18 protein-coding genes are annotated in these 18,715 nt (G+C 40.7%); 10 read left to right on the top strand and 8 right to left on the bottom strand.

Features of this window, described 5'->3' with window-relative positions; genetic code table 11:
- Positions 1–404: 404 nt before the first annotated feature.
- Positions 405–1,772 carry an L-serine ammonia-lyase gene (locus tag FIM44_RS04140; RefSeq protein ID WP_140579184.1) on the bottom strand — a complete coding sequence of 456 codons (1,368 nt, stop codon included), beginning with the start codon at positions 1,770–1,772 and terminating at the stop codon, positions 405–407.
- The gene (locus FIM44_RS04135) at positions 1,772–3,013 is read right to left on the bottom strand and encodes a serine/threonine transporter (protein WP_140579183.1); all 1,242 of its coding nucleotides are present in this window, start codon (positions 3,011–3,013) and stop codon (positions 1,772–1,774) included. Before FIM44_RS04135 ends, FIM44_RS04140 begins: the two co-directional genes overlap by 1 nt.
- Positions 3,014–3,193: 180 nt before the next feature.
- Here FIM44_RS04135 and FIM44_RS04130 point away from each other — a divergent pair, with 180 nt between their 5' ends.
- Both FIM44_RS04130 and FIM44_RS08750 read left to right on the top strand, forming a co-directional pair.
- On the top strand, positions 3,194–4,543 hold the full coding sequence (locus tag FIM44_RS04130) for a class II 3-deoxy-7-phosphoheptulonate synthase (protein WP_140579182.1): 1,350 nt from the start codon (positions 3,194–3,196) through the stop codon (positions 4,541–4,543).
- Positions 4,544–4,621: 78 nt separating this feature from the next.
- The gene (locus FIM44_RS08750) at positions 4,622–4,756 is read left to right on the top strand and encodes an HP0135 family lipoprotein (RefSeq protein WP_001222899.1); all 135 of its coding nucleotides are present in this window, start codon (positions 4,622–4,624) and stop codon (positions 4,754–4,756) included.
- Positions 4,757–5,009: 253 nt separating this feature from the next.
- Here FIM44_RS08750 and FIM44_RS04115 read toward each other — a convergent pair whose 3' ends face one another.
- From FIM44_RS04115 to FIM44_RS04100, 4 genes are read right to left on the bottom strand one after another with little or no spacing between them, the layout of a single operon-like run.
- The gene (locus FIM44_RS04115; protein WP_140579181.1) at positions 5,010–5,468 is read right to left on the bottom strand and encodes a peroxiredoxin; all 459 of its coding nucleotides are present in this window, start codon (positions 5,466–5,468) and stop codon (positions 5,010–5,012) included.
- 9 nt (positions 5,469–5,477) lie between these two features.
- Entirely contained in the window at positions 5,478–6,113 is a 636-nt protein-coding gene (locus tag FIM44_RS04110) for a LutC/YkgG family protein (protein ID WP_140579180.1), read from the bottom strand.
- Positions 6,106–7,551, bottom strand: coding sequence for a LutB/LldF family L-lactate oxidation iron-sulfur protein (locus FIM44_RS04105; protein WP_140579179.1), 1,446 nt, complete (start codon positions 7,549–7,551; stop codon positions 6,106–6,108). Before FIM44_RS04105 ends, FIM44_RS04110 begins: the two co-directional genes overlap by 8 nt.
- Before the next feature lie 28 nt (positions 7,552–7,579).
- Positions 7,580–8,308: a (Fe-S)-binding protein gene (locus FIM44_RS04100; protein WP_000867257.1), complete on the bottom strand. Its 729-nt coding sequence runs from the start codon at positions 8,306–8,308 to the stop codon at positions 7,580–7,582.
- Positions 8,309–8,543: 235 nt separating this feature from the next.
- On the opposite strand from FIM44_RS04100, the gene FIM44_RS04095 reads away from it, so the two are divergent.
- Positions 8,544–10,193: an L-lactate permease gene (locus tag FIM44_RS04095; RefSeq protein ID WP_048945753.1), complete on the top strand. Its 1,650-nt coding sequence runs from the start codon at positions 8,544–8,546 to the stop codon at positions 10,191–10,193.
- Between the two features lie 48 nt (positions 10,194–10,241).
- Positions 10,242–11,897: an L-lactate permease gene (locus FIM44_RS04090; protein ID WP_140579178.1), complete on the top strand. Its 1,656-nt coding sequence runs from the start codon at positions 10,242–10,244 to the stop codon at positions 11,895–11,897.
- 23 nt (positions 11,898–11,920) lie between these two features.
- Here the strand turns inward: FIM44_RS04090 and FIM44_RS04085 are convergent, their stop codons facing one another.
- Positions 11,921–12,907, bottom strand: coding sequence for an adenine-specific DNA glycosylase (locus tag FIM44_RS04085; RefSeq protein ID WP_140579177.1), 987 nt, complete (start codon positions 12,905–12,907; stop codon positions 11,921–11,923).
- Complete coding sequence (locus tag FIM44_RS04080) at positions 12,908–14,356, bottom strand: DASS family sodium-coupled anion symporter (protein WP_140579176.1); 1,449 nt, start codon at positions 14,354–14,356, stop codon at positions 12,908–12,910.
- 169 nt (positions 14,357–14,525) lie between these two features.
- On the opposite strand from FIM44_RS04080, the gene ccoN reads away from it, so the two are divergent.
- The 6 genes from ccoN to FIM44_RS04050 all read left to right on the top strand — a co-directional run bounded on the left by ccoN (position 14,526) and on the right by FIM44_RS04050 (position 18,714).
- Positions 14,526–15,992, top strand: a complete 1,467-nt coding sequence (gene ccoN / locus FIM44_RS04075) for a cytochrome-c oxidase, cbb3-type subunit I (RefSeq protein ID WP_140579175.1) — start codon at positions 14,526–14,528, stop codon at positions 15,990–15,992.
- A gap of 12 nt (positions 15,993–16,004) precedes the next feature.
- Entirely contained in the window at positions 16,005–16,703 is a 699-nt protein-coding gene (gene ccoO / locus FIM44_RS04070; protein ID WP_140579174.1) for a cytochrome-c oxidase, cbb3-type subunit II, read from the top strand.
- A 10-nt stretch (positions 16,704–16,713) separates the two neighbouring features.
- The gene (locus FIM44_RS04065; RefSeq protein ID WP_001864632.1) at positions 16,714–16,932 is read left to right on the top strand and encodes a cytochrome c oxidase, cbb3-type, CcoQ subunit; all 219 of its coding nucleotides are present in this window, start codon (positions 16,714–16,716) and stop codon (positions 16,930–16,932) included.
- Position 16,933: 1 nt separating this feature from the next.
- Positions 16,934–17,812: a cytochrome-c oxidase, cbb3-type subunit III gene (gene ccoP / locus FIM44_RS04060; RefSeq protein WP_050834558.1), complete on the top strand. Its 879-nt coding sequence runs from the start codon at positions 16,934–16,936 to the stop codon at positions 17,810–17,812.
- 10 nt (positions 17,813–17,822) lie between these two features.
- Positions 17,823–18,029, top strand: coding sequence for a DUF4006 family protein (locus FIM44_RS04055; RefSeq protein ID WP_000670506.1), 207 nt, complete (start codon positions 17,823–17,825; stop codon positions 18,027–18,029).
- Between the two features lie 100 nt (positions 18,030–18,129).
- The gene (locus FIM44_RS04050) at positions 18,130–18,714 is read left to right on the top strand and encodes a hypothetical protein (RefSeq protein ID WP_140579173.1); all 585 of its coding nucleotides are present in this window, start codon (positions 18,130–18,132) and stop codon (positions 18,712–18,714) included.
- Position 18,715: the final 1 nt, after the last annotated feature.

The following is an 18,715-nucleotide window of genomic DNA, read 5'->3' as shown; positions in this document are numbered from 1 at the left end:
TGATAGAGTTAAACATAACCTCAAAGACATTCCAACGCATTTTATAGAGCGTGTAAAAAGTTTTTAATGGAGTGTTGGTAATCAAATTGATGCCTTTGAGTGTTTTTCACAATCAAAATAAAAAAGCTTGCGTAAGCAAGTGAATAGTTTCTCATAACGCGCTCTTAGGGGGTCATGGGGAATTTTGGGGTTGTAGGGGTATTTCAAAATGCCTCCTATCCTTTTATGAGTTTTAAACAAACTTTTTACTATAAAATGAAATCCAGAACAATAAAATAACGCTTTAGAACTCTATTTTTAAAAATTTTTGAAGAATATTAAAGTTGGATAGGGCTTATTTGTGTTTGTTAAAAACAAAGCCTTTTTATTTTGAATTTAAAGCCCCTAAAGTTGAGGGCTATCCCTTAGCATTTTAAGGTTTTGGCTAACCCCCCTAACGAAGTCTCTTTGTATTTTTCATTCATGTCTTTTCCGGTCGCATACATCGTAGCAATCACTTCATCTAGGCTCACTTTAGGCTTGTATTCATCTTCTAAAGCCAGTTTAGAAGCGCTGATCGCTTTAATCGCTCCTAAAACATTGCGTTCAATGCAAGGGATTTGCACCAAGCCCCCCACCGGATCGCATGTCAATCCTAAATGGTGTTCCATAGCGATTTCACTAGCGATTAAAACCTGTTGCGTGGTCGCTTGGCACAAATGAGCTAACCCCCCCGCAGCCATAGAGCTTGCCACGCCAATTTCAGCCTGACACCCCGCTTCTGCGCCGCTCAAGGAAGCGTTTTTCTTGTAAAGATAGCCAATCGCCGCGCTAGTGAGTAAAAAATCATTGATGGCCTTTTGCGATAAATTTTCAAACAAATGGTTTTTAGCGTATAAAAGCACGCTTGGCACTACCGCGCACGCTCCATTAGTGGGGGCGGTTACCACCTTTCCTCCACTAGCGTTTTCTTCAGCAATGGCACGAGCGTAAAGCGAAATGTAATCAATCAACGCTAAGGGGTCTTTCCCGCTTGTGGGGTGTTTTTCTAAACGCGTTTTAATGCTTGGGGCTAATCGTGTTACTCTCAAAGAACCGGGCAGATACTTTTCTTTAGAATTAGCCCCATTATCATAACACTCAAGCATCGCATGATAGATTTTAGCCATCGTTGCATCAGGGCGGTTTTTCAGGGCGTCTTCTCTCAAACGCACGATTTCAGCGATGTTTTTTTGGTGTTTTTGGCATAATTCTAGCAATTCCTTAGCGCTTGAAAAATCATAGGCAATACTTCCATTCCCGCTCTCTTCAGACAAGTTGTCTAATTCTTTTTCAGTATAGATAAACCCTCCACCAACAGAATAGTAAGTCTCTTCTTTTAAAACCTCATTTTTAGCGTTAAAAGCTTTTAGAATGAGAGCGTTTTGGTGTCTGGCTAAAGGCTTATTGTCAAAAATCAAATCTTTAGAATAATCAAAATGAATGCGATGCTGGTTAGCGAGTTTTAAAACTTTGTTTTCAAGCGCTTCATGCAATAAGGCTTTTTTGGTTGTTACCTCCAATTCGTTAGCGTAAATGCCATGCAAGCCAATTAAAACCGCCTCATCGCTCAAATGCCCTTTACCGGTTAAAGCTAATGAGCCATGCAGGGTGATTTGAACGCGCACAACCTGCTCTAAAACGCCTTTTAACGACTCGCAAAATCTCGCTCCCGCTTCCATAGGCCCTATGGTGTGTGAAGAGCTAGGCCCCACGCCGATTTTAAAAATGGATAAAATAGAAAAACTAGCCATTAAAATAGCCCTAAAAACACGCTCAAAGCCGTCAAGCTCCCAAAGACAAACACAAAAATATCCACTTTGAAATTTCTAAAACGCTTCAAACTAGAAACGCTATAAAAAGCTATCATGGGCATCACAAACAGAATGAGCGCAATAATGGGGCCGCCTAAATTTTCAATAAAATCCAAGATATTAGGGTTAATATAAGCCACAAGCGTGATAGTCAGCCATAAAAAAATCGTTACGCTAACGCTCAAGGGTTTAGAAGCTTTTTTCAATTTTAAACTTTGAATAATAATGCCTTCTAAACCCTCCTTAGCCCCATAATAATGCCCAAAAAAAGATGAAAAAATCGCTAAAAAAGCCACCACAGGCCCCGCATAGTTGATTAAAGGGTTGTTTAAAGTGTTAGCAAAATAGCTTAAAATGGGGATATTTTGTTCCCTTGCTTTCGCAAAATCATCAGCATTCAAGCACATGACGCACGAAAACACAAAAAACATCACAAACCCTAAAAGCATCAGCGATGTCCCTAATTCAATTTGGTTGAGTTTATACTCTTTGAAAGCACCGTATTCTTTTTCCACATTTTGAGTGAAGGTTGAAATGATGGGGCTATGGTTGAATGAAAACACAAGCACCGGTAAGGTTAGCCAAATCGCTAACACAAATTCTTTAAAACTCGGCATTACAAAAAGATTAGCGCCTTGCCAATAAGGGATGAGATACAAAGAAAAAAGCAATAAAATCAAGCATAAAGGATACACTAAAGCGTTACAAATGCGCGTAACAATCGTAGCGTTAAAAACCATCACCAACATCATTAAAGAGACTAACACTACAGCCAATAAGCCCCGATGAAAAGGCGCTAAATGCAACTGGTGAGTGAAAAAATGATCAAACACATTAGTGATACCCACCCCATAAGCCAAACAAATAGGATAAATCGCCAAGAAATAAAGCAAAGTGATAAGAAAACCCCATTGAGCGCCAAAATGAGAGCGAACGACCATGGTGATGTCTTCTTTATCTTTAGATCCTATGAAATAAGCTAAAGCTCTATGCCCTAGATAAGTTAAAGGGAATATAATCGCGCTCATCACCACAATAGCCCATACCCCATGCCCACCGGCTCTAATAGGCAAAAATAAAATCCCAGCCCCCACCGCCGTGCCAAATAAGGACGCCATCCAACGCAAATCAAACGCGTTGAGTTTTTTAGGATCTCTTATAAGCGCTTTTTCTTGTGCCATGCTATTAAACCGCCCTTTTATCGTGTTAAAGAGCTTTCATTGTAGCATAAAGCTTTTTATGATTGGGGTTTTTTGAGATTAAGGGGTGGTTTTGGGCACGCATTTATTTTCTAAAATCCACGATTTAATCCGCACAAGCTATAATAACGCTTAAAAAAAGATTAATAAAGGATTGTAGAAATGTCAAACACAACTTGGTCGCCCGCTTCATGGCATTCTTTTAAGATAGAGCAACACCCCACTTATAAAGATAAGCAAGAATTAGAAAGGGTCAAAAAAGAATTGCGCTCTTACCCTCCCTTAGTGTTTGCTGGCGAAGCGAGGAACTTGCAAGAGCGTTTAGCCCAAGTCATTGACAATAAGGCGTTTTTGTTGCAAGGGGGCGATTGTGCAGAGTCGTTTTCTCAATTTAGTGCTAACAGGATTAAAGACATGTTTAAAGTGGTGATGCAAATGGCGATTGTCTTAACTTTTGCTGGCTCTATACCGATCGTGAAAGTGGGGCGCATTGCCGGGCAATTTGCCAAGCCTCGCTCTAATGCGACTGAAATGCTGGATGATGAAGAAGTGCTAAGCTATAGGGGGGATATTATCAATGGGATTTCCAAAAAAGAAAGAGAGCCAAATCCTGAAAGAATGCTTAAAGCCTACCATCAAAGCGTAGCGACTTTAAACCTTATCAGAGCCTTTGCCCAAGGCGGGTTAGCCAATTTAGAGCAAGTGCATCGTTTCAATTTGGATTTTGTTAAAAACAACGATTTTGGGCAAAAATACCAGCAAATCGCTGACCGGATCACGCAAGCTTTAGGGTTTATGCAAGCATGCGGGGTGGAGATAGAAAAAACGCCCATTCTTAGGGAGGTGGAATTTTACACGAGCCACGAAGCGTTACTGCTCCATTATGAAGAGCCTTTGGTGCGTAAGGATAGTTTGACTAACCAGTTTTATGATTGCTCCGCGCACATGCTGTGGATTGGCGAAAGGACAAGGGATCCTAAGGGCGCGCATGTGGAGTTTTTAAGGGGGGTTTGTAACCCTATTGGCGTGAAAATCGGGCCTAATGCGAGTGTGAGCGAAGTGTTAGAATTGTGCGATGTTTTAAACCCGCATAACATTAAAGGGCGTTTGAATTTGATCGTGCGCATGGGTTCTAAGACGATTAAAGAGCGTTTGCCTAAACTTTTACAAGGGGTGTTGAAAGAAAAACGCCATATTTTATGGAGCGTTGATCCCATGCATGGCAACACGGTTAAAACCAGCTTGGGGGTTAAAACAAGGGCTTTTGATAGCGTGTTAGATGAAGTGAAAAGCTTTTTTGAAATCCATAGGGCTGAAGGGAGTTTGGCTTCAGGGGTTCATTTGGAAATGACAGGTGAGAATGTTACAGAATGTATTGGTGGCTCGCAAGCGATCACCGAAGAGGGTTTGAGCTGCCATTACTATACGCAATGCGATCCAAGACTAAACGCCACCCAAGCCCTAGAACTCGCTTTCTTAATCGCTGACATGCTCAAAAAACAGCGCGCTTAGCTGAAAAGAGATTAATCTTTTTTTAACTCTTTTACTTTATAATTATCGTAAGCATTTTAATATTCAAAGGAGCTTGAAATGAGAATTTCTCTTTTAGCTGTAATTTTAGCGTTATTGTTTGTGGCTTGCCATGAAACTAAAAAACAAATCTTACAAAACGAAGCCGATAGCACCCCTTCAGAAAAAACCATCTGGCAACCTGAACAAAAATAAAAAATTGTAAAAATACTCAAAGGCATTTTTTAAAATAAACACAATCAAAAAGCTAGTGGGTGATAGTTTTTTGTAAAGCGATCTTAGGGCTATTAAGGGGGAATTGTTTCAAAAACACCCCCTATCCCTTATGAAGTTTATTACCAAACTAAAATAAAATTTAAAACAACAAGTTTTTAAAAGTGAGAGAATGGCTAAAAAGCCTAAAATTAAAAAATCTCAAATTAAAATGGGCGAAAGCTTGAGAGCTAAACTACAAACTCTCTAAAACCTTTTGAGCATGCCCTTTCGCTTTGACATTGTAGAAGCATTTTTCTAAAACGCCTTGCGTGTTGATAATGAAAGTGGAGCGGATAATCCCCAAATGCTCCTTCCCATAAAGCATGCGTTTGCCATAAGCTTTGTAAAGATTGGCGGCTTTTTTATATTCATCGCAGAGCAAAATCACATTCAAAGAGCATTGGCTGATAAATTTTTGATGCGATTGCGCGTTATCAGGGCTTATGCCTACGACAACAGCGTTTTTCTTTTCAAATTCACTAAACAGAGCGCTAAAGTCTTTGGCTTCTAGAGTGCATCCGGGGGTGTTGTCTTTAGGGTAGAAATACAGCACCACTTTTTTATGGAGCAAATCTTTTAAAGAAATTTCTACGCCATCGCTGTTTTTCAATCTGAAATCAGGGGCTAATTGCCCTACTTCTAATTTTTCCATTCTTATCCTTTAGTAGAGAATGATAGCGACTTTTTGAGGCCCATGCACCCCAAAAACGGTTTTTAATTCAATGTCGGCTGTCCGGCTAGGCCCGCCAATAAGGAGCATGTTCGTGGGTAATGCGCCGTTTTGGCTTTGGTTTTTTAAAGCTTGCACGCCCTCGCTTAAATTGCGCACAATGGATTCTTTTTTCAATAAAATGATGCAATTAAGGGTGATGAGCGAAAGCAATCGTGGGCTTGCATGCGAAGAAACCGCCCCGATCATGCCCAAGCTTGAAATCCCACAAACCCCATGCAATAAAGCCGTATCAATCTCAAACAACTCTTCACGCATCGCTTCAATTTCTTTGTCATAAGGTTGTAAAGTAAAATCCTTAAACGCTTCAAAATTCAAATTCAAATCCGTAGAGTGTAAGACTTTTTTGCTTTGAAAATTTTCTAAAGCCTTTAAAACCGCTTGCTCTAAAATTCCTTCAGCGCTTTCAATGACTTCAGCTTTATTCAACACTTGGAAATGCTTGTATTCTTCCACTAAGTCTTCAAACTCCACTTTAATGATATTCCTGTAAATAGGGTTTGCTCCCTGAATGGCATGCTTGGCTCTGGCTTCTTTAATGCACTTTAAAATAAGCTCTTTACTCATAAACCACCCCTTCTAAGTGTTGGACTTTTGCATGCAAGCTTGTGTCCATATTGGGTAAGGTTCTCACGCTCGCCCACTCTTTGACTAGAGGCAGTATGGGAGCTAAAAGCTTGCCTAAAGGCGAGAAAAATTGAGCCATTTTCAATTGGAAACGCCACTTAGCCCCATCGCTTGCCATTTTGGCAAACATTTTCATAGAGAATTTTTCCATCCCGCTGTGCTGGGTGCTTTTAGCCCCCTTAACCACGCCCCTGCCCTCGCCCACTTTATCCGATCGTAAATCTCTAATGAGTTCGGCTAAAGGGATTTCTACAGGGCAAACTTCAGTGCAACGCCCGCAAAGACTGCACAAGTTAGGGATATGCCCGTAATTATTCAGGCCAAAGAGTTGGGGGGATACCACCACGCCTATAGGACCAGGATAAGTAGAAAGATAGGCATGCCCACCGATTTTATCATACACAGGGCAGTGGTTCAAACAAGTCCCACAACGAATGCACGAAAGAGCGCGGTAATACTTTTCATCAGCCAAAATATTAGAGCGGTTGTTGTCTAATAAAATGATGTGGGCTTCTTTAGGACCGTCTAAATCGCTCTCTTTTCTGGGGCCTGTGATAATGTTTTGATAACAAGTGATAGGCACACCCACAGCGCTTGGAGCGAGCAGATTGTTTAAAATCGCTGCATCATCAAAGCTTTCTACTAATTTTTCAATCCCACAAATTGCGACATGCACATCGCATGCGGTGGTGCTCATGCGGCCATTGCCTTCATTTTCCACTAACCAGATCGCTCCCTCATTAGCGATAGCGAAATTCACCCCACTGATCCCCATTTTAAAGCTTTCAAATTCTTTGCGCATGTGTTTTCTGGCGATCGCATTAAGCTTTTCAGGCTCTTCTTCGTAAGCGGCGTTGAGTTTTTCTTCAAAAATCTTACCGATTTGCTTGCGGTTTTTATGGATAGCCGGCACAACAATATGCACAGGGTGTTCATTAATGAGCTGGATAATCAATTCGCCCAAATCCGTTTCTTGCGCTTGAATGCCCTTTTCTTTGAGGTAATGGTTCAAGCCAATTTCTTCGCTCGCCATGGATTTTTGCTTTAAAATGCGCTTGATATTCTTTTCTTTAGCGAGGTTGTAAATGATTTCATTAGCTTCATCGCCGTCTTTAGCGTAATGGATTTTAAAGCCGTTTTGAGTGGCGTTTTTTTCAAACAATTCCAAATATTCATCAAGCCTGGATAAAATTTTAAGCTTGACTTCTTTGCCTAATTCCCTTAAATTTTCCCACTCGCTGTAACGATTTTTAATCAAATTCTTACGATTAGCCCTTAAGGTATCCATTGCAGAACGCAAATTTTCCCTTAATTGCATATCGCCTAATTGGTCGGTGATGATTTCTTCGTATTCTTGGTCGCTATGGTATTTTTCCATGATCATTCCTTAAAATAATTCTTTAATGTTAAAGCCCAAGCCTTGAGGCTAAAAAGTCGTAAAAATGCATGGGTTTTGTGGGAGAGCCCATTTTTTGCATAGCGGTGCTGATATTCATCAAACACCCAGCATCCGCTGAAACAATCGCATCCACTTGACGGCTTTCTATGTCTTTAATTTTTTCTTTGACCATAACCGCTGAAATTTCAGGCTCTTTGACGGAAAAAGTCCCCCCAAACCCGCAGCATTCTTCTTCTTTTTCCAGTTCAATGAGTTCCACATTTTTAAGCTGTCTGATGAGATTTTTTGCCGAGTCAATCACTTTAGCCACCCTTAAGGCATGGCAATTAGAATGCCATGTGATTTTAAGGGGTTCGCCTTTATCTTCATATTTGACTTGCAATTTTTTATCCAAAAATTCGCTCAATTCATACACCCTAGAGCAAAAATCTTTAACCATGTTAAATTCCGCATGCCCTTCAAACAATTCCAAATAATCATGCCGCATCATCCCTGTGCATGAACCGCTAGGCAAGATAATAGGGTAGTCGTTATTGGAATAAAGTTTGATATTGTATAAAACGACTTTTTTCGTCTCTTCATAATACCCTGAGTTATAGCTTGGCTGGCCGCAACATGTCTGGTCTTTTTTAAAAACCACTTCCAAATTTTCCTTACGGAGTAATTTGATAGCGTTAAGCGATGCGTTGCTGTATATGGCTGCTCCTAGACAAGTAGCAAAGAAATTGACTTTCAAAGAAGGCTCCTTAAAATTCCAAATTAAGAGTTTCAAACACAAACAATATAATACTCAAAATTTGGTAAGATTTGGTAAGATTGTAACCACGAGTTGATAAACCCACTCGCTCAAACATTGTTACTAAAATAAACCACAAACCCATTAAATTTGACTTAATATTAAATGCTACTTAAAATTAGTTTTTTCTTTTAAGTAAGATAAAAAAATACTTTTAATTATTAAAGGAAAATTTATGGAATTTTATCAAGTCTATGACCCATTAGGCCATATTTGGCTGAGCGCTTTAGTCGCACTTTCGCCTATTGCACTCTTTTTTATTTCTCTTATTGTCTTTAAACTTAAAGGGTATAGCGCTGGGTTTTTAAGCTTAGTGCTTTCAATCATTATTGCGTTATTTGTGTATAAAATGCCTGCTCAAATGGTGAGCGCGAGTTTTTTCTATGGCTTTCTTTATGGCTTGTGGCCGATCGCATGGATTGTGATCGCTGCGATTTTTCTCTACAACCTTTCAGTGAAATCCGGGTATTTTGAGATTTTAAAAGAAAGCATTTTAACCCTAACGCCGGATCACCGGATTTTGGTGATTTTGATTGGCTTTTGTTTTGGCTCGTTTTTAGAAGGAGCGATCGGTTTTGGAGGCCCGGTAGCGATCACAGCAGCGATTTTAGTCGGCCTTGGGCTAAACCCCTTATACGCTGCTGGATTGTGCCTGATCGCTAACACCGCTCCTGTAGCTTTTGGCGCGGTGGGCATTCCTATTACGGCAATGGCTAGCGTGGTGGGTATCCCTGAATTAGAGATTTCTCAAATGGTGGGCAGGGTGTTACCCATTTTTTCCATTGGCATTCCTTTTTTCATCGTGTTTTTAATGGATGGTTTTAGAGGGATTAGAGAGACTTTTCCTGCAGTGGCTGTTACCGGATTTAGTTTCGCTATCGCGCAATTTTTAAGCTCTAATTATCTAGGGCCGCAACTCCCGGATATTATTTCAGCTTTAGTGTCATTGATCGCTACCACTTTATTTTTAAAATTCTGGCAGCCCAAGCGCATTTTCACCAGCAATGGCAAAGAGCCCGCAATCAGCACAGAAAAACACCATATTTGTAAGGTGGTTGTGGCGTGGATGCCTTTTGTGTTGCTCACTCTTACGATTATCATATGGACGCAACCCTGGTTTAAAGCGCTCTTTAAAGAAGGCGGGGCTTTGGCGTTTTCTAGCTTTGCGTTTGAATTTAATTCTATCAGTCAAAAGGTTTTTAAAACCGTTCCCATTGTTACTGAAGCGACCAATTTTCCTGTCGTGTTCAAATTCCCCTTGATCCTAACGACAGGCACTTCCATTTTTTTAGCCGCTCTTTTAAGCGTGTTTTTGTTGCGCGTGAAAATCAGCGATGCGATAGGGGTGTTTGGGGCTACTTTAAAAGAAATGCGTTTGCCGATTTTAACCATTGGCGTGGTTTTAGCGTTTGCGTATGTGGCTAATTATAGCGGCATGAGCGCCACGCTCGCTTTAGCGTTAGCGGATACCGGGCATGTTTTCACTTTCTTTTCGCCTGTTGTAGGCTGGCTTGGGGTGTTTTTAACCGGAAGCGATACAAGCTCTAATCTTTTATTTGGCTCTTTGCAAATGCTCATCGCTACACAGCTTGGCTTGCCTGAAGTGCTTTTCTTAGCAGCAAACACTTCAGGGGGTGTTGTGGGTAAAATGATAAGCCCTCAAAGTATCGCTATCGCTTGCGCGGCGGTGGGGTTAGTGGGGAAAGAGAGCGAATTGTTCAGATTTACAGTAAAATACTCCATCGCTTTGGCGATCATTATGGGGATTGTCTTCACTCTTATTGCTTATGTCTTCCCCTTTATTATTCCAATTACTCCTACTTAATGGAGGGGGTTTAGGGGAGTAAGAGAATATTTTTTAAAGGGATTTTTAGTGTCAGAATTTCATCAAATTTATGACCCTTTGGGTAATATTTGGTTGAGCGCTCTTGTGGCCTTATTGCCGATTTTGTTATTTTTCTTATCTTTAATGGTCTTTAAACTCAAAGGTTATACAGCGGCCTTTTTGAGCGTGGCTCTGTCAGCCATTATTGCGGTTTTAGTGTATAAAATGCCTGTTAGCATGGTAGGTTCAAGCTTTCTTTATGGCTTCCTCTACGGCTTATGGCCGATCGCTTGGATCATCATTGCGGCGATTTTTTTATACAAACTCAGCGTTAAATCCGGCTATTTTGAAATTTTAAAAGAAAGCGTCCAGTCCATCACTTTAGATCACAGGATTTTAGTGATTTTGATTGGCTTTTGTTTTGGCTCATTTTTAGAAGGGGCGATCGGCTTTGGAGGGCCTATTGCCATTACCGCAGCGATTTTAGTGGGCTTAGGGTTAAGCCCCTTATATTCTGCCGGATTGTGCCTAATCGCTAACACCGCTCCTGTGGCTTTTGGCGCGGTGGGTATCCCTATAAGCGCTATGGCGAGCGCGGTAGGGGTGCCAGCGATTTTAATTTCAGCCATGACGGGTAAAATCCTCTTTTTTGTGAGCCTGTTAGTGCCGTTTTTCATTGTGTTTTTAATGGATGGCTTTAAGGGGATTAAAGAGACTTTTCCGGCTGTTTTTATCGCGGCTTTTTCTTTCGCTGGCGCGCAATTTTTAAGCTCTAATTATTTGGGGCCAGAATTGCCTGGTATTATTTCAGCCCTTGTTTCACTCGTTGCAACGGCGCTCTTTTTGAAATTTTGGCAGCCTAAAGTCATTTTTAGAAGCGATGGCAAAGCGGCTTCATTCACTAAGAGTAACCATCATATCTGTAAGGTTTATGTCGCTTGGTCTCCTTTTGTGATTTTGGTTTTAGTGATTGTGCTATGGATACAGCCTTTTTTTAAGGCTTTATTTGAAAAAGACGGCTTGTTAGCTTTTTCTAATTTTTATTTTGAATTCAATAACATCAGTAACCACATCTTTAAAAGCCCGCCTTTTGTAGAATCTAATCAAAGCGTGAGTTTTCCGGTAGTGTTTAAATTTTTCTTAATCAACACGGTTGGCACTTCCATTTTTCTAGCCGCTCTCATTAGCATGCTCGTTTTAAGGGTGCGAGTGAGCGATGCAGTGAGCGTCTTTGGCGAGACTTTAAAAGAAATGCGCTATCCCATTCTTACCATTGGTTTAGTCTTAAGCTTTGCCTATGTGTCTAATTACAGCGGGATTTCTTCCACTCTAGCCTTAGCGCTCACCCATACGGGATTAGCTTTCACCTTTTTCTCGCCTTTGATCGGGTGGGTAGGCGTGTTTTTAACGGGAAGCGATACGAGTTCTAATCTTTTATTTGGCTCTTTACAGCAACTCACCGCCCAACGATTGCACCTCCCTGAGGTTTTAACCCTAACGGCTAATACCGTGGGTGGCACTTTGGGCAAGATGATAAGCCCTCAAAGCATCGCTATCGCTTGCGCGGCGGTGGGGTTAGCCGGGAAAGAGAGCGATTTATTCAAATTCACGGTCAAATACTCCCTTATTTTTGTAGCGATCATGGGAGTCGTGATTAGCGCGATTGCGTATTTGATCCCTGAAGTGGTGCCTATGGTAAAGTAGAGCCATTTTAGATTTGGCAAACTTTAACCCCCAAATAAATTTTTTTGTTTTAAAAAATTCAAAATTTTAAGCGTCATAGAGCTTATGGGTAAGGTTTCTAAGTCTTTAAGGCTATAAAAACGAACAGGGTTTTTTAAATCTTTTATCGCAGCTGAATAGAGGTTTAAATTGAGCTTGAATTTAGTGTGGCTGTGTTTGATAGCGCCTAAAAAGGGGAGCTTGTATTCTAAATTTTCTTTTAAATTAGGGAAATGGTGCATCCCAAAATAGAGTTTTTGCTCTATTTTTTCTAAAGCGATTTGGTTATTTTGGATCACAACGCCCAAGTAACGCTCTTCTTGAATGGTTTCTTGTTTTTTCTTAAGCGTGTGTTTTTCTGGGTTGTTTTTACCTAAACAATAAGGATTTAAAGGGCAAATTACGCATTTGGGTTTAGGGGAACAGATTAAAGCCCCTAGATCAATTAGGGCTTGGTTATGATTAAAGCTTTCATTAAGATTGAGAAAGTCATTCGCTTTAATTTGTAAGTCTTTAGCTTGGATATTAGGATCCAAACCAAAAAGCCTTAAAAGCACTCGTTTGATATTGGCATCCACGCATGCGCTCTTTTCTCTAAAGCCAAAACATAAAATCGCATTAGCCGTGTATGCGCCAATCCCTGGGAGTTTCAACAGGCTTTGATAGTCATTAGGTAGCTGTGAGTGGTGTTCTTTAACGCAAATTTCAGCGCTTTTTTTTAAATTTTTAGCCCTTGAATAATAACCAAGCCCTCGCCAGAGCAATAAAACCTCTTCTAATTGAGCGTTCGCTAAGTCTTTTAAAGTGGGGAAAGCTTCTAAAAAAGGGGAATAAAAACGCTCAACCACCGTGTTGATTTGGGTTTGTTGGCTCATCACTTCGCTGATATAGACTTCATAAGGAGCGTTAATGCCCTTTAGATTCCTGAAAGGTAAATCCTTTCGCCCGAATTCTTCATACCATTTTAAAAGGGCGTTGTGTAAAGTTTCCAGCTACAACCACCTGTAAGCGATGAATTTGATCCAAGGTATGCACACGCTTAAAAACACGATCAAATACACCATACCAAAAATAAACCCCCATTTCCAAAAATCCTTGCTTGGAATATACCCGCTCCCGTAATAAATGGTGGATGGGCCTGTGCCATAGGGGGTTAAAATCCCCATAATCCCTAAAGAAAACATTAAAAACAAGCTCAATTCTTGCAAATTGATCCCTTGAAGGTGTGAACCAATCCCCACAAAAAGCGCGAATAACGCGCTCACATGAGCGGTGATGCTAGCGAAAAAATAATGCGACAGATAAAAGAGGGCTACAATAAACAATACCGCTATTAACGGATTTAAGTGCGCATGCTCTAAAAAATTTTGAGCCGCATTGCCGATAAAATTTAAAAAGCCTATATTTTTAAGCCCACCAGCCATCGTGAGTAGCGATCCCAGCAATAAAAAAATGTTGAACGCGCTCTTGTTTTTAATGATGTCTTCATAGCTTACAATCTTACAAAACGCCATTAAAACCATGACAATCAAAGCCGTCGCGCTCGCATGCAAGCCTAAAGGTTTGCCAAAAATCCAACCCAATAAAGCCAATAGAGTGAGGCTGAGCATTAAAATTTCTCTTAAAGAAAACCTCCCCATGCCCTCTAATTCCTTTTTAGCCCACAAACTCACTTCTTTTGAGCCTTTTAAGGTGGGTTTGCAGGTTTTATACGCTAATAAAGGCGCAAGCAAGATCAAAACCACCCCACAAGGTAAGAACGCTAAAAACCACGAAAACCATGAGATTTCATCCACGCCCATTTTGGTAGCGATTTCCATTGCTAGGGGGTTAGGAGCGAGCGCGGTTAAAAACATGGACGAAGTGATGCAAGTTGAAGCCAAAGCGACCCACATCAAATACGCGCCGATTTTGTTGGGGTTGTCGCTTGGAGTAGAGCCCATCAAGGGCGGGATAGAAGAAACGATTGGATAGAGTATGCCCCCACTTCTAGCGGAGTTGCTAGGGATAAAAGGGGCTAGACACAATTCGCTCAAACCAATCGCATAGCCTAAACCTAAAGGGGTTTGCCCTAAAAACCTAATGAGTAAAAGAGCGATCCGTTTCCCTAACAAGCTTTTTTCATACCCTAAACCCAAAATAAAAGCGACAAACACAAGCCACACCGTTTTGTTCGCATACCCGCTCAAGCCCCACGAAATAGCCTTATTAGCGTTCGCTACGCCATCACTCGCTCCAATTCTTAACGCCACGCACAACACTAACGCGCTTAACGCTACCAAGCCTGGTGGCACCGGCTCTAAAACTAGCCCTATAATCATGCCTATGAAAATACAAAAATAAAGCCATGCGTTAGGGTTTAACCCATCCGGTGCACCTAAAAAATACAATAGCGTTGCGATAAAAAAAGGGGCAAGGATTGAGAAAATTGGTTTAATCATGTTTAGCCTTTAGCCAAAGATAGTAGTGGTTTGGCTTAAAAATGTCATTCAAATTGGATTGAGTTATTACAATGTTACAGGAAAAGATTAAAAATTAAGCTTTTTGAAAAAGATAAAATTTTATAATTGTGTTTATCTTTGTTGAATTTACTACAAATAGGAGTATTGCATGCAAGAAAATGTGCCTTTGAGTTATGATTATTCCATTAGCAAATTGTTTCTTTATGCGATGATTGCCTTTGGGATAATAGGCATGTTAATAGGGATTGTGTTAGCCTTTGAATTGTCCTTCCCTAACTTGAATTACATTGCAGGGGAGTATGGTATTTTTGGCCGCTTACGCCCTTTACACACGAATGCGGTGATCTATGGTTTCACTCTTGGGGGGGTTTGGGCGAGTTGGTATTACATCGGTCAAAGGGTGCTTAAAATCACTTACCACCAACACCCCTTTTTGAAAATGGTAGGGTTATTGCATTTTTGGCTTTGGATTCTTCTTTTAATTCTAGGGGTTATTAGCTTGTTTGCTGGTGTTACTCAATCTAAAGAATACGCTGAATTGATGTGGCCTTTAGATATTATTGTGGTTGTGGCATGGGTGCTATGGGGGGTTAATATGTTTGGGAGCATGAGCGTTAGGAGAGAGAATACCATTTATGTGTCTTTATGGTATTACATCGCTACTTATGTGGGTATAGCGGTGATGTATATCTTCAATAACCTTTCTGTTCCCACCTATTTTGTCGCTGATATGGGGAGCGTTTGGCATTCTATTTCTATGTATTCAGGCAGTAATGATGCGCTCATTCAATGGTGGTGGGGGCATAATGCGGTCGCTTTTGTCTTTACGAGTGGGGTGATTGGCACGATTTATTATTTCTTGCCTAAAGAGAGCGGCCAGCCTATCTTTTCTTACAAACTCACTTTGTTTTCTTTCTGGAGCTTGATGTTTGTTTATATTTGGGCAGGCGGGCACCATTTGATTTATTCCACCGTGCCTGATTGGGTGCAAACCCTTTCTAGCGTGTTTTCCGTGGTGTTGATCTTGCCTTCGTGGGGGACAGCCATTAACATGCTTTTAACGATGCGAGGCCAGTGGCACCAGCTCAAAGAAAGCCCTTTGATTAAATTCTTAGTTTTAGCTTCAACTTTCTACATGCTTTCCACTTTAGAAGGCTCTATTCAAGCTATCAAAAGCGTGAACGCCTTAGCCCACTTCACCGATTGGATTATAGGGCATGTGCATGACGGCGTGCTTGGGTGGGTAGGCTTCACTTTAATCGCGAGCATGTATCACATGACGCCTAGGCTTTTCAAAAGAGAGATTTATTCAGGCAGGCTTGTGGATTTCCAATTCTGGATCATGACTTTAGGGATTGTGCTTTACTTTTCGTCCATGTGGATTGCAGGGATCACGCAAGGGATGATGTGGAGGGATGTGGATCAGTATGGGAATCTCACTTACCAGTTCATTGACACGGTTAAGGTGCTAATCCCTTATTACAATATTAGAGGCGTTGGGGGTCTTATGTATTTTACCGGATTTATTATTTTTGCTTACAATATTTTTATGACCATCACAGCAGGCAAAAAATTAGAGCGTGAGCCCAATTACGCCACGCCTATGGCCAGATAGGGGAGGTTGGAAATGTTTAGTTTTTTAGAGAAAAACCCATTCTTTTTCACTCTTGCGTTTATTTTTGTGTTTGCGATTGCGGGCTTGGTGGAGATTTTGCCCAACTTCTTTAAATCCGCTCGCCCGATTGAAGGCTTACGGCCTTATACGGTTTTAGAGACAGCGGGGAGGCAAATTTATATCCAAGAAGGTTGCTATCATTGCCATTCCCAACTCATCCGCCCTTTCCAAGCTGAGGTGGATCGATACGGTGCATATAGTTTGAGCGGGGAATATGCGTATGATAGGCCATTTTTGTGGGGATCTAAAAGGATTGGCCCTGATTTGCACAGGGTGGGGGATTATCGCACAACCGATTGGCATGAAAAGCACATGTTTGATCCTAAAAGCGTTGTGCCGCACAGCATCATGCCCGCCTATAAGCATTTATTCATAAAAAAGAGCGACTTTGACACCGCTTATGCAGAAGCTTTGACGCAAAAAAAGGTTTTTGGCGTGCCTTATGACACCGAAAACGGCGTGAAATTAGGGAGCGTAGAAGAAGCGAAAAAAGCCTATTTAGAAGAAGCTAAAAAAATCACAGCCGACATGAAAGACAAGAGGGTGCTAGAAGCGATTGAGAGAGGTGAAGTGTTAGAAATTGTGGCTTTGATCGCTTATCTCAACAGCTTGGGCAATTCCAGGATCAACGCTAATAAAAACGCTAAATAAGGGGTGAATGATGGATTTAGAAAGTTTGAGAGGTTTTGCGTATGCGTTTTTTACTATTCTTTTCACGCTCTTTTTGTATGCCTATATTTTTAGCATGTATAGAAAGCAAAAAAAGGGCGTCGTGGATTATGAGCGGTATGGATACTTAGCGTTAAATGACGCTTTAGAAGATGAGTTGATTGAACCACGCCATAAAAAAGTTCATGATAATGGCATAAAGGAAAGTTGAAATGGATTTTTTAAACGACCATATAAATGTTTTTGGCTTGATTGCAGCGCTTGTGATTTTAGTTTTAACCATCTATGAATCCAGCTCGCTCATTAAAGAAATGCGCGACAGCAAATCTCAAGGTGAGCTTATAGGAAACGGGCATTTGATTGATGGGATAGGGGAGTTCGCCAATAATGTGCCTGTAGGCTGGATCGCAAGCTTTATGTGCACGATTGTGTGGGCTTTTTGGTATTTTTTCTTTGGGTATCCGCTGAATAGCTTTTCTCAAATCGGGCAATACAATGAAGAGGTTAAAGTGCACAACCAAAAATTTGAAGCCAAATGGAAGCATTTGGGTCAAAAGGAATTGGTGGATATGGGTCAAGGCATCTTTTTAGTCCATTGTTCGCAATGCCATGGCATCACCGCTGAGGGCTTGCATGGGAGCGCTCAAAATCTGGTGCGTTGGGGTAAAGAAGAGGGCATTATGGACACCATTAAGCATGGCTCTAAAGGCATGGATTATCTCGCTGGGGAAATGCCCGCTATGGAATTGGACGAAAAAGACGCTAAAGCGATTGCGAGCTATGTGATGGCAGAAATTTCTAGCGTTAAAAAAACCAAAAACCCTCAACTCATTGATAAAGGCAAGGAGCTGTTTGAAAGCATGGGTTGCACAGGCTGTCATGGCAATGATGGTAAGGGCTTGCAAGAAAATCAAGTGTTTGCGGCCGATTTGACCGCTTACGGCACAGAGAATTTTTTGAGAAATATCTTAACGCATGGCAAAAAGGGCAATATAGGGCATATGCCATCGTTCAATTATAAAAACTTTAGCGATTTGCAAGTTAAAGCGTTAGCCGAATTTATCCAATCGCTAAAACCCTTAGAGGATTAAAGGAAAAGAGATGAAATTTTTAAACGGATTAGCAGGGAATTTACTGATTGTGGTTATTTTGTTGTGTGTGGCCGTTTTTTTTACGCTCAAAGCGATCCATATCCAAAAAGAGCAAGCCACCAATTATTACCGTTATAAGGATATTAACGCTTTAGAGACAAAAAACACCCAAAACCGGGCCAATTATGAATTAGTCAATCAAGGGAGTAAAAAATGAAATTCACGACTTTAGAAAAAATCTTAGCCTTAATGGTAGTAGCGACCATTTTAATGACAATTGTTATTTCTTTTGTGCCTAACTTGTTTTTGTTTAGCACATGAGGATCTTATGGCTTGTAATAGCCTTTGTTTGTTGTTTGGGGGCTAATGATTATGTTTTTAATAATTCTAAAGGGCGTTTGGTAGAAAAAAGCGTTGTGTTTGTAGAGGGCGTTTCTAAAGAGCTTTATCTTAAAACAGGCGTGTGTTTTGTGATTGATATGACGGATTTTGAAAAAAATCCTATCGCTTTGGCGGCTAAAAAGGAACGCCAAAAGTATCAAGAGGGCTTTTTAAAACAGCTCAAACCCCCTTTTGTGGTATTCTTTTTTTACCATGACGCTCAAAAAATAGAATTAGTGGCTAACCCTAAAGATTTGCTAGACACTGATAAAATCTTTTTTGAAAAAATCGCTCCCTTACTCCCCACAAACGCTAAAGAATACACGCCCCAAAGGATTTCAGCCATGCTCATTAACGGCTATTCGGTCGCAGTAGATGCTTTAGCACAAAAATATCGTGTGAATATCACGAAAAATTTTAACGCTCCTGAGGGAGTAACTTTTGTAAAGGTGGTTATTTATATTTTGTTATTGACGCTTTTAGGCGCGTTTTTGGGGCTTTATTTTTTTAAAAAATCTTAAG

The sequence above is a fragment of the Helicobacter pylori genome (assembly GCF_006440215.1).
Taxonomy (GTDB): Bacteria; Campylobacterota; Campylobacteria; order Campylobacterales; family Helicobacteraceae; genus Helicobacter; species Helicobacter pylori_CS.
Note: the sequence above shows the minus strand (reverse complement) of the source record. Positions and strands in the feature narration are given on the sequence as shown.

Excerpts from the sequence above, each read along its gene's own strand:
- FIM44_RS04140 (WP_140579184.1), bottom strand. The coding sequence starts at position 1,772 with ATGGCTAGTTTTTCTATTTTATCCATTTTTAAAATCGGCGTGGGGCCT.
- FIM44_RS04135 (WP_140579183.1), bottom strand. The coding sequence starts at position 3,013 with ATGGCACAAGAAAAAGCGCTTATAAGAGATCCTAAAAAACTCAACGCG.
- FIM44_RS04130 (WP_140579182.1), top strand. The coding sequence starts at position 3,194 with ATGTCAAACACAACTTGGTCGCCCGCTTCATGGCATTCTTTTAAGATA.
- FIM44_RS08750 (WP_001222899.1), top strand. The coding sequence starts at position 4,622 with ATGAGAATTTCTCTTTTAGCTGTAATTTTAGCGTTATTGTTTGTGGCT.
- FIM44_RS04115 (WP_140579181.1), bottom strand. The coding sequence starts at position 5,468 with ATGGAAAAATTAGAAGTAGGGCAATTAGCCCCTGATTTCAGATTGAAA.
- FIM44_RS04110 (WP_140579180.1), bottom strand. The coding sequence starts at position 6,113 with ATGAGTAAAGAGCTTATTTTAAAGTGCATTAAAGAAGCCAGAGCCAAG.
- FIM44_RS04105 (WP_140579179.1), bottom strand. The coding sequence starts at position 7,551 with ATGGAAAAATACCATAGCGACCAAGAATACGAAGAAATCATCACCGAC.
- FIM44_RS04095 (WP_048945753.1), top strand. The coding sequence starts at position 8,544 with ATGGAATTTTATCAAGTCTATGACCCATTAGGCCATATTTGGCTGAGC.
- FIM44_RS04080 (WP_140579176.1), bottom strand. The coding sequence starts at position 14,356 with ATGATTAAACCAATTTTCTCAATCCTTGCCCCTTTTTTTATCGCAACG.
- ccoN (WP_140579175.1), top strand. The coding sequence starts at position 14,526 with ATGCAAGAAAATGTGCCTTTGAGTTATGATTATTCCATTAGCAAATTG.
- ccoO (WP_140579174.1), top strand. The coding sequence starts at position 16,005 with ATGTTTAGTTTTTTAGAGAAAAACCCATTCTTTTTCACTCTTGCGTTT.
- FIM44_RS04065 (WP_001864632.1), top strand. The coding sequence starts at position 16,714 with ATGGATTTAGAAAGTTTGAGAGGTTTTGCGTATGCGTTTTTTACTATT.
- ccoP (WP_050834558.1), top strand. The coding sequence starts at position 16,934 with ATGGATTTTTTAAACGACCATATAAATGTTTTTGGCTTGATTGCAGCG.
- FIM44_RS04055 (WP_000670506.1), top strand. The coding sequence starts at position 17,823 with ATGAAATTTTTAAACGGATTAGCAGGGAATTTACTGATTGTGGTTATT.
- FIM44_RS04050 (WP_140579173.1), top strand. The coding sequence starts at position 18,130 with ATGAGGATCTTATGGCTTGTAATAGCCTTTGTTTGTTGTTTGGGGGCT.